Origin of the sequence: Thiohalocapsa sp., assembly GCF_022340605.1 — a bacterium.
Taxonomy (GTDB): Bacteria; Pseudomonadota; Gammaproteobacteria; order Chromatiales; family Chromatiaceae; genus Thiohalocapsa.
In genome coordinates, this window is sequence record NZ_JAJDNQ010000018.1 from 38401 (window position 1) to 52635 (window position 14235).

At 67.8% G+C, this 14235-nt stretch carries 13 protein-coding genes and 1 pseudogene; 4 read left to right on the forward strand and 10 right to left on the reverse strand.

Annotation, left to right across the window (positions count from 1 at the left end; translation table 11 throughout):
* Positions 1-525 precede the first annotated feature (525 nt).
* Complete coding sequence (locus tag LJE69_RS01550) at positions 526-1551, forward strand: L,D-transpeptidase family protein (protein ID WP_296920667.1); 1026 nt, start codon at positions 526-528, stop codon at positions 1549-1551.
* Positions 1552-1648: 97 nt separating this feature from the next.
* Here the strand turns inward: LJE69_RS01550 and LJE69_RS01555 are convergent, their stop codons facing one another.
* Entirely contained in the window at positions 1649-2479 is an 831-nt protein-coding gene (locus LJE69_RS01555; RefSeq protein WP_296920670.1) for an esterase-like activity of phytase family protein, read from the reverse strand.
* Between the two features lie 170 nt (positions 2480-2649).
* Between LJE69_RS01555 and LJE69_RS20915 the strand changes: the two are divergent.
* A pseudogene (locus LJE69_RS20915) lies at positions 2650-2967 on the forward strand (glycine betaine ABC transporter substrate-binding protein); the annotation flags it as partial.
* Positions 2968-3283: 316 nt separating this feature from the next.
* On the opposite strand, the gene LJE69_RS01560 reads toward LJE69_RS20915, so the two are convergent.
* The 5 genes from LJE69_RS01560 to LJE69_RS01580 all read right to left on the reverse strand — a co-directional run bounded on the left by LJE69_RS01560 (position 3284) and on the right by LJE69_RS01580 (position 8968).
* On the reverse strand, positions 3284-4171 hold the full coding sequence (locus LJE69_RS01560) for a transposase (RefSeq protein ID WP_296920674.1): 888 nt from the start codon (positions 4169-4171) through the stop codon (positions 3284-3286).
* Between the two features lie 95 nt (positions 4172-4266).
* Entirely contained in the window at positions 4267-5124 is an 858-nt protein-coding gene (gene speE, locus LJE69_RS01565) for a polyamine aminopropyltransferase (RefSeq protein ID WP_367114609.1), read from the reverse strand.
* 82 nt (positions 5125-5206) lie between these two features.
* Positions 5207-5551, reverse strand: coding sequence for a metalloregulator ArsR/SmtB family transcription factor (locus LJE69_RS01570; protein WP_296920680.1), 345 nt, complete (start codon positions 5549-5551; stop codon positions 5207-5209).
* A gap of 73 nt (positions 5552-5624) precedes the next feature.
* Positions 5625-6545: a response regulator gene (locus tag LJE69_RS01575; protein WP_296920682.1), complete on the reverse strand. Its 921-nt coding sequence runs from the start codon at positions 6543-6545 to the stop codon at positions 5625-5627.
* An 8-nt stretch (positions 6546-6553) separates the two neighbouring features.
* Positions 6554-8968: an ATP-binding protein gene (locus LJE69_RS01580; RefSeq protein WP_296920685.1), complete on the reverse strand. Its 2415-nt coding sequence runs from the start codon at positions 8966-8968 to the stop codon at positions 6554-6556.
* A 297-nt stretch (positions 8969-9265) separates the two neighbouring features.
* On the opposite strand from LJE69_RS01580, the gene LJE69_RS01585 reads away from it, so the two are divergent.
* Complete coding sequence (locus LJE69_RS01585) at positions 9266-10027, forward strand: pseudouridine synthase (protein ID WP_296920688.1); 762 nt, start codon at positions 9266-9268, stop codon at positions 10025-10027.
* 162 nt (positions 10028-10189) lie between these two features.
* On the opposite strand, the gene LJE69_RS01590 is transcribed toward LJE69_RS01585, so the two are convergent.
* The 3 genes from LJE69_RS01590 to LJE69_RS01600 form a co-directional block, all read right to left on the reverse strand.
* Entirely contained in the window at positions 10190-10654 is a 465-nt protein-coding gene (locus tag LJE69_RS01590) for a peroxiredoxin (RefSeq protein ID WP_296920691.1), read from the reverse strand.
* A 196-nt stretch (positions 10655-10850) separates the two neighbouring features.
* A complete protein-coding gene (locus tag LJE69_RS01595) occupies positions 10851-12308 on the reverse strand; it encodes an ATP-binding protein (protein ID WP_296920695.1) in 1458 nt (485 codons plus the stop codon).
* A gap of 4 nt (positions 12309-12312) precedes the next feature.
* Positions 12313-13029 carry a response regulator gene (locus tag LJE69_RS01600; RefSeq protein ID WP_296920698.1) on the reverse strand — a complete coding sequence of 239 codons (717 nt, stop codon included), beginning with the start codon at positions 13027-13029 and terminating at the stop codon, positions 12313-12315.
* Between the two features lie 367 nt (positions 13030-13396).
* On the opposite strand from LJE69_RS01600, the gene LJE69_RS01605 reads away from it, so the two are divergent.
* Positions 13397-13564: a hypothetical protein gene (locus tag LJE69_RS01605; RefSeq protein WP_296920701.1), complete on the forward strand. Its 168-nt coding sequence runs from the start codon at positions 13397-13399 to the stop codon at positions 13562-13564.
* Positions 13565-13952: 388 nt separating this feature from the next.
* Here LJE69_RS01605 and LJE69_RS01610 read toward each other — a convergent pair whose 3' ends face one another.
* The gene (locus LJE69_RS01610) at positions 13953-14162 is read right to left on the reverse strand and encodes a hypothetical protein (RefSeq protein WP_296920704.1); all 210 of its coding nucleotides are present in this window, start codon (positions 14160-14162) and stop codon (positions 13953-13955) included.
* Positions 14163-14235 lie beyond the last annotated feature (73 nt).

Sequence of the window (14235 nt, forward strand, 5' to 3'; positions counted from 1 at the left end):
CTTGCCCAGTCTCGATCGGTCATCACTCGCAGCTATCCATAGAGGATAAGCAATGCGCGCGCCAATAACGTGGCCACGATCAGGCAGGCGGCCCGGCGCGGGCCCGGCCGGACGGTCCGCGGCAGGCACGACTGCTCAGGCGACGGCGGCATCGAGGCAGGGCTTGACGCGACCCTGGGTAGTGCGCTCGCGCCCATAAGGGTGAATCACCGATGGGCGTTTCGGGGTGGAGGTGCACAATGACGGCTCCTGCGCACCGCTCCGGTGGGCGCCGCTGTCGGCCGCCCATTTCGGCCGCCCGCGCGCTGCCCCGGGCGCCCGGGGCGCACGACTGAAGTCCATGTCCATCCGGGAGTTGGCCCCATCGTGACCGCAAGTGTTGCCCTGCCGCCGAGTACCGGCGCCCGTCCTGAGCCTGCAAGACACCGGGGAATCCGTGCACGAGAGCCCGGTGCGGCGGCGCCCGGCCAAGCCGGCGCCCCGGGGCGCGCATCGCGATACACCCGCCGCGGCCTGCCGATACCGTTGCTGCTGCTGCCCGCACTGCTGTTGCTCTCGGGGTGCGCGTCGTTCCCGGAATTTGGCCTCTTAATGCAGGAGCCGGAGCGCACCGATCGATTCGTGCTGCCGGACGAGAACACCGACGTCATCGGCAAAGTGCAGTACGTGGTTGCGCACGACGAGGACACGCTGCCGGACTTCGCCCGCCGTTATGGCCTCGGCTACGAGGAGATCGTCGCCGCCAACCCGGACGTGGACCCCTGGCTGCCCGGTGCCGGCACCCGTGTGGTGCTGCCGACGGAGTTCGTGCTGCCCGATGCCCCGCGCGAGGGCATCGTCCTCAATCTCGCGGCATTGCGGTTGTTCTACTACCCGCCGGTGGAGGACGGGCAGCGGCAGGAGGTGATTACGCACCCGGTGGGCATCGGCCGCGAGGGCTGGCGTACGCCGGTCGGGCAGATGCGAATCACGCAGAAGATCGCGAATCCGGCGTGGCGGCCGCCCGCTTCGGTGCGGGCCGAGCACGCGAAGCAGGGCCACCCGCTCCCCGCCGTGGTGAAGGCCGGGCCGGACAATCCCCTCGGCGCCTACGCCATGCGCCTCAGCCGGCCGAGCTACCTGCTGCATGGCACCAACAAGCCCGACGGCGTCGGCATGCGCGTGAGTCACGGCTGCGTGCGGCTGTACCCGGAAGACATCGAGCGGCTGTTTGGCGAGGTCCCGGTCGGCACCAAGGTGCGCGTCATCAACCAGCCCTATATCGCCGGGTGGAAGGATGGCGAGCTCTATCTGGAAGCCCATCAGCCACTGGCCGAGGACGCGCGCCGCTGGAAGGGCAGCCTCGCACCCATGGAGCAGGTGGTGCAGGCGGCCGGCGGTGATGCGCCGGGCGCAGTAGACTGGCAGAAGGCGCAGGAGGTGGCGCGCGATGCGCGCGGCCTGCCGGTGCCCATCGCCCCCGGCAGCCCGGGGATGGACAAGGTGATCGCCGACGCCCACCGGGTGCCGCGCGTGCCGCCCTGGTCGGAGACCGAGCCGCGGGCCGACTGATTCCGCTGTCGCGACTCTGGAACGGTTCGCGTCTGACGTGCCCGCCATCCATGGCGGGCGCGGGTCGTCGCTCAGCGCCGGGCGCGCCGAACCAGGGTCAGCGGCGGCACCAGCAGCAGCGAGGTCGCAGGCGCGGGGGCAGCGAAGGTCTCGGCATGGGCGAAGATCTCGGGGTGTAGGCGAGATCGGTGGGATCGACCGCGAACGCGAGGACGTAGTTGGGCTGATCGGAGCGGAAGTCGTTGTCGTTGTCGTTGCCGATCAGGAGCAGGTGACGGCCGTCGTCGAGTTCGGGGCCGAAGGCGATGCCCTCGAGCTTCTCGGGAAACAGGTCGAAGGTAGCAGCCCCGGTCAGCAGCGTCTGGAGGTTGGCGAAATCGGTGATTCCGGTCGAGCTGCCGTCGACACCGACGATCAGGTCCATGAACAAGCTCTGGGCGACGCTGGTGTAGGTGCCGGCGTCGTCCAGGTCGGCGATGCCGGCGACGTTCGTGGCGCCGTCGAGGTCGATCTTGATGATGCGCTTGGCTTGGGCGGCGGTGCCCTCGTTCTTGTCGCGCTCGATGATCAGGAACTCACGGTCGTTCACCGCGACGATTTCGCTCACCACCATGCCGGTGCCGGCGCCGGTGTTGAGCTCATAGACGTACTCGTCGGGGGCCGCGCCGGGGTCGACAGTGTCCCAGACCAGGATGCGCACCTCGCTGCCGGAGGTGCCGCCGTCCTGCTGCAGGGCGTTCTGCATCATGCCGACGAGCTTGCTGCCGTCCGGAGTCAGCGTGAGGCCTTCCATGCCGCGATTGGTGACGCGGCGCGGGTCGACGCTGGCGGGCACCGCAGTGAGGTCGTTCTCCACCGATCCCCTATGCGTCTGGATCGATACGCCCGGATACATCCGGTCGTGTCGAAAAAGGTCTTGCGGCTCCATCGGCGGGGCGTGCGCGATGTTGGCCGCGAATCAGGGTACCGGGGGACTGTGACCGCCGCGTTGCGGCATGCGCCGCGCGGCGTGGGGCGTGGTCACCGAGTCGGCGCGGTTGCTGCTGGTGCAGGCGGCGCTGGTCGAAAACCCCTCCTACGACGCCGTCGTCAAGGGCCATGGACGACTGGACGCTGGAGGAAGGCACCGGGCCGCTCATGGCGCGCAAGGTGCTGCGGGCCGTCGATGACGGCCACTGGATCGTTGCGACCCTCTGGAGCCCGCACTGGCTGTTCGCCGAGACCGAGCTGCGCTACCTGGACGACCCGGGCGGGGCCTTCGCGCCGCGCGAGTCCGTGCACGCCCTGGCGCGGCCCGGCTTCGAGGCCGACTACCCCGAGGTCGCGGCCTTCATCCGCCGCTTCTGGCTCAATCTTTCCGACATCGAGGCGATGATGGCCGCCGCCCGCTCCAAGGGCCATAAGCAGGCGATCCGCGACTTCATCGCCGCCAACCGGGCGCGTGTTGCCACCTGGATGAACGGCCGCCGAGCTGGTGCAAAAGGGAATCGAAGCCCGAGGTCTTCCCACGCATTGCCCGCACCCGCCGGCTCACTGGGAGCGCCGGCTCGCAGCCGGCCCACCCCGTGCGCGACTTTTACCGGGAGCGCCAGCTTCCAGCCGGCTCGCCGCGTGCGCGGCTTACTGGGAGCGCCGGCTTCTAGCCGGCTCGCCGCGTGCGCGACTCAGTGCCGGGCACGTGGCGTCTACCATCGAACGTGCTGGTACCGGGGCACCCCGTCAGGTCTTGCATTCAAGCATTCTTCGGCCTGGTGCCAGCATGTGGGGCGAGCTCGGCTGTCTCTTCGAATTGGCGCACGGCCCGACTCACGGTGGAGTAATGCACGTCGAAGAAGTCGGCAATCTCCTGCATGGTGTAGACGCCGGTCTGGAAAGCCCGCGCCATGGCCTCGCGGCGGTCGCGGTAGCGGCGCGCAAACTCCACCAGGGGCTTGGCCAAGGGTCTGCGCTGGGCGCGTGGCACCTCGCGCAGCCGCTCGAGCGGCTCGCTGGCCGCGCCGCGGTGACGCTCGATGAAGCCCTCGCTGCCGAGAAAGACCTGATGGCGAAGCCCTTCCCAGACGCTCGGCTCGTCGATGCCTTGGCGGACGAAGTCCGCATAACCAGCCTGCGCACGTGCGCGCTCCGCACCGAACTGCCCGAGCAGCCAGTCCGTCTCCAGCCACGCGGGCGCGACCTCCTGCCCGACCACCGCGCGATAGCTGCTCCAGGGCCAGTCGCCTGCCTGTTGCACGATCCCGGCGCGCACGGGATTCAGCACGACGTAGCGCGCCAACTCCAGCAGATAGGCATCGCGTTCCACCAGGATAGCCTTGAAGCGCCCCTGGAAGAGGTGTCCCACCAGCCCGTGGCGCCGATTGGTGGCCTGGGTGTATACCCCGTTGAGTTGGCGCATCCCCTTGGAGAGGTTCGCCTCGGGCGTCTCCACGACGATGTGAAAGTGATTGGTCATCTCGCAATAGGCGTGACAGCGCCAGTTGAACCGGCGGCACACCTCCCCGAGCACCGTCAGCCAAACACTGCGGTCCTCGTCATCACGATAGATCGCTTCACGCCGATCACCGCGCGAGGTGACGTGATACAGCCCACCGGCCAGCTCGATGCGTAGGGGTCTGGCCATGGCTCAAAGCATAGCGGGGAGATGCTGGATTGCAAGACCTGACCCCGGCCGTTTGAACCAGCGGCGCCGAGTGCAACTCGGCGCCCCCGGGGGGCTCAGTCCAGCGCCGCGAGCCGCTTGCGCACGAACTCGGGCTGCGCCAGCGCCGCGGCGTGGATGTCGGCGTTGTAGTAGTGCGTGTCGAGCTGGGCTCCCGCGTCGATGCGGCGGAAGCTGGGGATGTCGGGCTCGGTGCAGGCCATAGTGGCGCTCCACCAGCCGGAGGGGTAGATGGTCTGCGGGAAGAACAGCGTCTGCGTGGCGCCGAAGCCGGCGCGCTTCAGGTCCTCGTGCATCGCGGCGATGATGTCGAGGTGGTAGAGCGGGGACTCGCTCTGCTGCACCAGCAGGCCGCCGTCGGCGAGCACGCGGCGGCAGTCGCGGTAGAAGTCGGCGGTGAAGAGCCCTTGCGCCGGGCCCACCGGGTCGGTGCTGTCGATGATGATGACGTTCAGGCTGGCGGCGGGCGCATTGGCCATCCACTTGATGCCGTCGGCGAAGAGCAGGGTGGCGCGCGGGTCGTCGTTGCCTGCCGTGAGCTCCGGGAAGAACTGCTCGGCGACGCGGGTGACGCGCTCGTCGATGTCGATCTGCGTGACCTGCTCGACGCCGTCGTGCTTCAGGACTTCGCGCAGGGTGCCGCAGTCGCCACCACCGATGATGCAGACGTGCTTCGGGTCGGGGTGGGTGAGCAGCACCGGGTGGGCGAGCATCTCGTGGTAGAGAAAGTTCTCGCGGCTCGACAGCATGGTGAAGCCGTCGATGACCATGAGGTTGCCGAAGCCCTCGGTCTCGTGGACCTCGATGGTCTGGTACGCGCTGCGCTCTTCGTGCAGCTTGCGCCGGCAGCGCAGGGAGAACGCGCTCCCGGCGACGTCGTGGACCTCAGTGAACCAGTGTTTGTCGTCGAGGATCGGCATGGTGAAGGCCCGTGGCTGAGCCGGTGTGGTGAGTAATTCCGGCGGGCTGTCGGTAGCTGGGCGTTTGGCGGGGTGCTCAGCGCGGATAGCGGTCGTCGAGGTTCGCCGGGCAGAGCACCTCGCGCATGATACCGATCAGCTCCAGCAGTTGGTGGTTACGAATCCGATAATAGATCCGGTTCGCCTCTTTGCGGGCGACGACGATGTTCTTGTTGCGCAGTTGCTCCAGGTGCTGGGAGATATTGCTCTGCGAGGTGCCGGTACGCTCGACGATCTCGCCGACGGACAGCTCGCGGTCGCCGAGTGAGCAGAGGATCTTCCACCGCAATGGGTGCGCCATCGCCTTCAGCGCCATCGCCGTGAGGGCAGTATCTTCTTGAGGTGGCGGATCGTTCGGCGCCGCCGGATTGTGCTCGCTCATGGGTACTACCATCGCTTGACTTTGGTGAAGCCTGCCGCTGCTGCGGCGGGTATTCTGGTCTTGTTTGTCGTTGTCATTCCTTGCTCACCCCAGCCGTCAGGCGGTCTCGTGCTTGCGCGACCCCTTGGCGCGGCTCCTTGGCGCGGTAGGCGGCGTCGTCGTCGATGCGCACGTAGCCGCTCATGTCCTTCGCGATGCAGATGATCTCGCTGATCTTGCCCTCGGCATCCTTCACCGCGGTGCGTGAGAACAGGATCGGCACCCGGGTACCGTCCTTGGCGATGAAGCGCGCCTCGATCTTCGCCAGCGCACCGGTGCGAATCAGGGCCTCGAGCCAGGTGCCCATGAAGGCGCCGGCTTCCTCATCGCCTTCTTCTTCGAAGACGTCGCCGATGGCGAGCCCGAGCAGGTCTTTCTCGGCATAGTCGAGCATGCCGCAGGCGGCGGGGTTGGCGGTCTTGATGACACCCTCGGCGTCCAGCACCAGCAATGCCTCGCCCATGTAAGTAACGATGTTCTCCAGGTACTGGCGGGCCTGCTCCAGCGCCGCGGTGCGCTCGGCGACCTTCTCTTCCAGGGCCACGTTCAGTGCCCTTTCCTTGGCGATAAGTCGGAAATAGGTGCTGATCTTGTTGATCAGAAGATTGTCGTCGATGGGCTTCAGCAGGTAGTCGACGGCGCCCACCGCGAAGCCGCGCTGTTGGAACTCCTCGGACTTGAAGGCGGCGGTAAGGAAGATGATGGGGATGTCGCGGGTGCGCTTGCGCAGCTTCAGCAGTGACGCCGTCTGGAAGCCGTCCATCTCCGGCATCTGCACGTCGAGGATGATCAGGTCGATGTTGCTGTGCTCTAGCGTGACATCGATGGCCTCACGGCCGGACGACGCCTCCAGGACGGTGGCGTCCAGGTGCTTCTCGATCAGCGTGCGCAGTGTATACAGATTGTGCGCGTGATCGTCGACGATCAGGATCTTGTAGCCCGAGGCGTGTGTCATACCAGCCGTCATGCGATTTCCCGTGCCGCTGCCCCGCTGGTGTGCCGGGAGGTCTGCACCAGCGCGCCGTCCAGCAGCGCCGCCAGCGCGGCCCGATCCAGGGGCTTGGCCAGGAAGCCTACGGCACCGGCGGAACGGCAGCGCTCGCGCTCGGCCTCATCGAGGTCGCCGATGACGTAGATCGGCGGTTCGGCACCGGTTGCCCCGTCATTAATGCGCTTGATCGTAGCACAGGTTTCTTCTGCGGACGCGGAGGCGGACATGAGCAGCAGGGGGCATTCCGGCTCCTCCTGCAGGGTCTCCAGCGCTTCGTCGGCATCGGCGGCGGTCTGCACCCGCACGCCCATGGACTCCAGCTGCGAGGTGGCCGTCACCAGGCATTGCACGTCGCGCTCCACCAGCAGCACCCAGCGGTTGCCGGACGGCGGCTGCACCGTGGCGGGCGCGGCCGGCGCGCTGGACGGGCGCTTGGGGGGGGGCTGCGCCCACTGCTCGGCGGCAGGTGCCGCGGGGGGCTTGCGCTCGGGTGGTGCGGCGTGGTCCTCGAGGATCTCGACGGACTCCAGCTCGTTCGGGTCCAGCGCCGTGGGCAACAGCAGTGTGAACCGCGAGCCCTCGCCGAGGCTGCTCTCGACCTGGATCTCGCCGCCCAGGAGCTGCGCCAGCTCGCGGCTGATGGAGAGCCCGAGGCCGGTGCCGCCATAGCGCCGGCGGGTGGAACCGTCCGCCTGCTGGAACGCCTCGAAGATGATCTCCTCCTTGCCGGGCGGGATGCCGATGCCGGTGTCGGCGACGGCGATGGCCAGCGGGCGCTCCGCGGTGCCCATGCCGACGGCGATGGTGACCGTGCCCGTGTCGGTGAACTTGGCGGCATTCGACAGGAAATTCTTGAGAATCTGCCGGAGCTTGCCGCGATCGGTGTAGATGCGCTCCGGCGCGCCGGCGCCGATATCGAGACGCAGCACGAGGCCCTTCTGCGTCATCGGCGGGCGCATCAGCTCGGCCAGCTCGGCGAGCATCGGCGCGATATCCACCCACTCCAGGCTCACGGTCACCGGCCCGGCCTCGATGCGCGAGATGTCCAGAATGTTATCGATCATGGTACGCAGGTCGCGGCCCGCCTCGTTGATGACCTGCGCCTGGCGGCGCTGCTCGTTGTCCAGGCCGGACTCCTGCGCGGCGAGCATCTTCGACAGCAGCAGGATGGAGTTCAGCGGCGTGCGCAGCTCGTGACTGACGTTGGCGAGGAACTCCGACTTGTAGCGGTTGGACTGTTCCAGCTCGCGGGTATGCTGGCGCTCGGTGGCGATGTGCTCGGCGTGGTGGTGCGCCAGGGCGTTGAGCTGGTGGCCCAGCTCGCGGACCTCCTGCGGTCCCTTCCAGGCAAACCACTGCGGCTGGCGATCGCGCAGGATGGACTCGATGCCGCTGGTGAGCTCCTGGCCGAAGCGCTCGGCGCGGTTGGCAAGCCAGTGCGCCATCAGCAGCACCACCAGCACCAGCACCAGGATGATGGAGAGTACGCGCGCCATCAGGGCGTCGCGGAACTGCTCGATGGGCGATGGGTCCACCGGGCGGCCCACCCACAGCGGCACGCCGTCCTCGGTGAGGAACATGGGCACCCAGAGCAGGGGCGGGCCGTGCGGGTTGCGCCACAGGGCGAGCTTGCCCTCGGCGAAGATCTGGTCGAGCCCCGGGAAATCGCCGAACGCGGTCGCCTCGTCGCTGAGCGGCTCGCCGGCGCGCAGGTAGCTGCCGTCGTTGGTGACCCACAGCGTGTCGCGGTAATACTGGGCGAGGCCGCCGACGTCGATGGTCATCAGCAGCAGTCCGGGCGGCAGGCCGTCGGCGCCGCCGCGCTCCCCCACCGGACTCGCCAGTTGCAGCGTCATCAGCTTGCGTGGGTCCTCGCTGCCGGCGTAGGGATTGATACGGATGCGGCTGACGATCACCTCGCCGGAGTTCAGCTTGATGCCGGCGTTGACGAAGCCGCGGCTCGGCGGCTCTGGCGGCAGCGGCGCCGGCTCCCACTCGGAGGTCTGGGCATCGCGGCGCAGCCAGAAGCGCTCGTTGCCGGCGGCGTCTAGGAAAAGAATCTGGATCACGTCAAGCTGGTCCGGCAGCACTTGGTTGATCCAGCCGGTGTAGCGGGCGCGGGCGCGGTCCACCTCGTCCTCGCTGCCCCGCTGGCCGAGGATGACACCGGGCTCCGGCAGTTTCGCCAGCAGGCGGATCATCTCGTCGCGGCTCGCGAGGTGCTGGTCGAGGTCGCGGAAGTCGGCCCGCAGGTTCTGCAGGTACGCCTTCTGGTAGAACATGGCCGTGCGGTCGAGCACCAGCGGCAGGTTGATCAGCACCGCGATGATCAGAGGCGCCAGGCCGAACAGCAGCAACAGCAGCAAAATGTAGAAGCGGAGTTTCACACCAGGCCTCGCAACGCGGCTTAGAGAAGACGCCGATGTATCCGGCGCTCCCGCTGCGGGGCGGGGCGCCCCACCATTTTCACGCCTCTGAGCGACGAGAAAATGCAGGAAGCGGGAGACCGCCGACTCTCTGAGCACGTTCCGCTCCTGTCTGCTGCTTGGCCAGGATGGCCGATAGATCAGTATCTTCCTAGTCGATTACGATAGCTGTCTGGACATAATCATGGAATGGGCGTTTCACACTGCGGTTCGCGGGTTGCGGTTCGTCGCCGCGCCGTGCTCTGAGGGAATCGGGCGATGACGGCGTTGCGGCTGTTGCACCTGGACGATCACCTGGTCGCCGTGGACAAGCCGCCGGGGATGCTGGTGCATCGCACCCGGTTGGCGGACGGCAATGACTTTCTGCTGCAGCGTCTGCGCCGGCAACTCGGCAGGCGGGTTTACGCGGTGCACCGATTGGACCGGCCCACCTCCGGCGTGCTGGTGTTCGGGCTGACGCCGGACGCCGCGCGCCAGCTCTCCGGCCAGTTCGAGCGCCAGACTGTCACCAAGCGCTATCTCGCCGTGGTGCGCGGCTGGCCGGAGCCCGCCGGCAGCATCGACTACCCGCTCGCCGACCCGGAGGCGACCGCCCCAGCACGGCGGGCACCGCGACACGCGCTGACGGACTACCTGCGGCTCGCCGCGGTGGAGTTGCCGGTGGCGGTGGGCCGCTATCCCTCCAGCCGCTACGCGCTGGTGCTGGTGCGTCCTCACACGGGCCGCCGGCACCAGATCCGGCGCCACTTCGCCCACATCCGCCATCCGCTCATCGGCGACACCACCCACGGCGAAGGCCGGCACAACCGCTTCTTTCGCGCGCACCTGGGGCTCCAACGGTTGTTGCTGCACGCTTGGTCGCTGGCGTTGATGCATCCCGTGACGGGGGCACCGCTGTGCATCGAGGCACGGCCGGATGCGGACTGGGGCGGGTTGCTGGCGGCGTTCGGCTGGGAAAGGGCGCTGGATCGGGGCGGCTGCGCCTGCCGGGGTGTGAGAGCGGCCGGTAGGGCGGGCTGAGCGGCAGCGAAGCCCGACACAGCGCCGGCCGTCGGGCTTCCTTGCGTCAGCCCGACCTACGCACGCCGCAGCGCCCTTTCGCGTGTTCTCGTGCGCGGCTTCGCGTGCGCGTTCTTCCTTTTGTCCGCAGCGACGCCACTACGGGTTTTGGCCGCATCCCGCTCAGAGTGCCTGAATCAGCTCCAGCACCTGGGCCGCATGGCCCTTGGGCTTGATGTCGTAGAGTGCGTGGCGAACGATGCCGGCGGAGTCGATGATGAAGGTGGAGCGCACGATGCCCATCTTCTTGACGCCGTTCTTTTCCTTTTCGCGCCAGACGCCGTAGGCCTCGCAGACGTCGCCGTCGGTGTCGGCGAGCAGCGTCACGCTGAGCCCGTATTTGTCACGGAAGGCGCCGTGGCTGGCACAGGTATCGCGGCTGATGCCGACGATGTCCGCGCCAGCCTCCTGGAAGTCGCCGTGCAGGTCGGTAAACTCCAGCGCCTCCATGGTGCAGCCCGGCGTGTCGTCCTTCGGATAGAAGCAGAGCACGAGTTTGCGCTCCGCCCACATTCGGGTGATGTCGACGCGCTCCATGTCCGCATCGGGCAGCGAGAAGGGCGGTGCCTGGTCACCGGGTTGCAGCATGGTCTCCCCCTGGGCAGTAGTAATCGCGGCCGGCCTCGCGTCGGCGCTGCCGCAGCGGCTTTCTCGGCGTCCGCTGGTCGAATTTTCGGCGAAATGTAGGCAGGCGCCGGGCGGGCGTCAACCGGAAATGCGCCGCGGTCATGGTGCGGGTTCCAGGGGCGATGCGTTGCGCTGCAGCGCGCGGCAAGCGTCGGGCTCAAGCGTCGGTGACGAAGGGTGTACGAGCGCTGCTTTTGGGGTCCGCCGGGTTGCCGATGACGGGGGCGTCCAGGGCTGTCGAGGCGGGCGGCCGGGGCGCGCGCCGGGTGCCGGCACCCTGTGCCGGTGCCGGCTGCCCGTCGTCGGCGTCTTCCTCTTCCGGTGGCAGCCGCACGCTGGCGACGGTGCCACCGCCGACACGGCTGCTGAGGTGAATCTCCATATCGTTGGCTACGGCGAGCTGCCGCGCCACGGCCAGGCCGAGTCCAGAGCCGCCGGTGCGGCGGTTGCGCGATCGCTCCAGCCGGTAGAAGGGGCGGAACACCGCCTCGCGCTCCGCCTCCGGGATGCCGGGGCCGCGGTCGAGCACGAAGATCACCGCGGCGCGGTGGTTGCAGTCCAGGCGCACCTCTACGGGCGCCTGGCTGTAGCGCAGCGCGTTCTCGATCAGGTTGCCGAGGATGCGCCGCAGCGCCAGCGCGCTCACGGCCTGCACACAGGGCTGCGCCGGCTGCCAGACGATGCGCGGCCGCGCGCCCACCACCTCACCGATGAGCCGTCCGATGTCCAGGCGATGGCGCTCGCCGGCACCGAGCGTGCTGCCGAGCTCCACCGCCTGGCTGATCTGGGTGTTCATCTCCTCCAGATCGCGCTCCATGCGCGCCTTGAGTGCCGGATCGGTCTGCGCCGGCAGCATCTCCAGTGCCAGGCGCAGCCGCGTCAGCGGCGTGCGCAGGTCGTGCGAGATACCGGCTAGCAGCACGGTGCGGTCCGCCAGCAACTCGCGCACCTGCTGGCTGGTCTCGTTGAACTGCCGTGCCAGGTTGGCGAGCTCCCGCGGGCCGCTCTCAGGTAGCGGCTCCGGTGAGCGGCCCTTGGCCACCTCCTCGGCGGCATGCGCGAGGCGGGTCAGGGGCGACGTGACGCGTCGCGCCAGCACCGAGGCGGTCACCACCAGCAGCAGCAGTGCCAGCGTGGAGATGATGAAGACGCCTTCCAGCGGTCTGGTGTTGATGCGGTCGCGCGGAAAGCCGGCCCAGACGCGCCCCCGCGGCGTATCCAGCTCCGCCCAGAACCAGCGCTTGCCGTCGATAATGTTGCTCTGCATCCGCAGCTCGGAGTCGGTGCGGCGGCTCAGGGCCTCGCTCAGGCGCTGCACGTACGGGAAGAAGTAGTTGCGCAGGTTGCCGGGGGCGTCGTTCTCGGGGCGCAGCCAGAGCTGGTAGTCGTTGAGGAGTTTGTCCCGGTAGTCCCCCTGCATGGCCTCCGGCAGTTGCACGAGCGTGCGGGCCGAGAGCTCCATCAAGGCCGCCAGGTCCGACGTCGAGCGCTGCACCACCGGGAACAGCGCGTAGTAGACGACGGTGAAAAAGGTGATGAACGCGAAGCTGCCGAAGGTCAGCACCAGCGTCAGCAGGACGCGCGCGAACAGTGACGACGGCAGCAGCGAGCGCAAGGGCTCAGCCCTCGGTATGGGGGGTGAACATGTAGCCGCGGCCCCAGACGGTGCGGATATAGCGGGGTTGCTTCTTGTTGGGCTCGATCTTGGCTCGCAGTCGCGCCACCTGGACGTCGACGCTGCGGTCGAAGGGGTTGCGCTCGTAGCCTTTCAGCAGATCCAGCAGCCGGTCGCGGTGCAGCATCTGGTTCGGATGCTCGACGAAGATGCGCAGCAGGTCGAACTCGCTGCCGGTCAGGGTCACGGCCTCGCCGTCGCGGGTGAGCTGTCGTGCGGTGAGGTCGAGCCGGTAGGGGCCGAAGACGGCCACGTCCGCGTCGTCCAGCTGCGCCATGGGCGCGCGCCGGCGCAGCACCGCTCGGATGCGGGCGAGCAGCTCGCGCGGGTTGAAGGGTTTCGCGAGGTAGTCGTCCGCGCCCACCTCGAGGCCGACGATGCGGTCGATGTCCTCGCCGCGGGCGGAAAGCATGATGATGGGGACGTCGGTCTTGGTGCGCAGGCGCCGCGCCACCGTCAGGCCATCGTCGCCCGGCAGCATCAGGTCCAGGATCAGCAAGTCTGCCGAGTGCTGCTCCAGCCAGGCGAACATGGCCGCGCCATCCTCGACGCCGCTCACCTCGAACCCCTCCTGGCGCAGGTAGTCCGTCAGTAGCTCGCGCAGCGATGCGTCGTCGTCGATGACGAGGACACGGGTCGGGTTTTCGTTGGCGGCGGCCATGTCTTTACGTCATCGATTGTGCCGATCGCAAGGTCTTTCGGTGCGATTTTGTGACTTGGTTCCGAGACCTTCGCGAGGCTCGGCGGCACGCGGTGGCGCTCGTAACAAGTTGTCACAAATATCAGTATATGACGAAATACCTTAGTAGTTACCCGCACCCATAATTGACTCAAGCCCTAGCGAAAACCGGGGCAATGTTCAGGTTCGGCGGCAGCGGGGTCAGCCGCGGACGCAGTGCCTCGACCGGCAATGGAGATCCGATCGAACGGGATGGCATCGCCATGCGGCGTCGAGTCGGAGTCTGAGCCGGAGTCTGAGCGGGAGTCTGAGTAAGACTAGCGCAGTCGCGGGAAACGGAGGCAGTACCATGAGTTTCGACGCATTAACCATCAGCGGTGTCCTTGCAGCGCTCGTCAGCGCGGGCCTGATCGTAGGCATCGTCCGCAACAACGACCGGCTGCGCAACCAGGCAGAGTCTAGCGAGGCTAAGCGCTTTGCCGATCAGCCGTCCAACGGCGAGCACGTTGGCGGCTGACGACGCAACCCTTTCTGAAACCCCGGGCCGACACTTGATCGCAGGCGCCGGCTGAGCGGCTTACCGGGGCGGCATTCGCTGCCCGGGCCCGCTCGCCGTCATGCCGCGCGCCGCGCCTGCTCGCGGCGGGTGTCGAGCAACGGCGCAGATTCATCCCGAGGCCGCACGCGGCCGCATGATTTCTGGGCAGCAAGCCAGTTGACCGCCCGGCAGCACACACCCTGCCGTGGCGGTTTTTTTTCGGCCGGATGGCCAAAGCAACTGACTTTGGGCGCCGACGGCGCACCACATGGCACGCTCGTTGGGCGTTTGCTTTGGATGATGGCGCCGCCGGGGCAGGCGGCGCACCGGCGGGCGATCAGCCGCGGGCGGCTGGACCGTGCTCCAATCAGCCGTGCCTTGGCGGAAGGGCGTCCGAGAGGATGTCGTAGACCGCCTCCAGGGTCTTGCGCACCTCGCGGGTGATGGCCATGGTATCGATGCCCAGCGTCTCGTCATCGCTGGCGAGATCCAGCCCGCCTTGCAGCGTGTCCGGTGCCAGGCCGAGGTGGCCCAGGTCGGTCTTGGTCAGCTCTTTCAGTTGAATGCCGCGAGTCATCGGTGGTTTGCCTCCGCCCCCGATTATTGGGAAAACCCGTACTACCACGCTTGCCGCATGCTAACCCAATTGG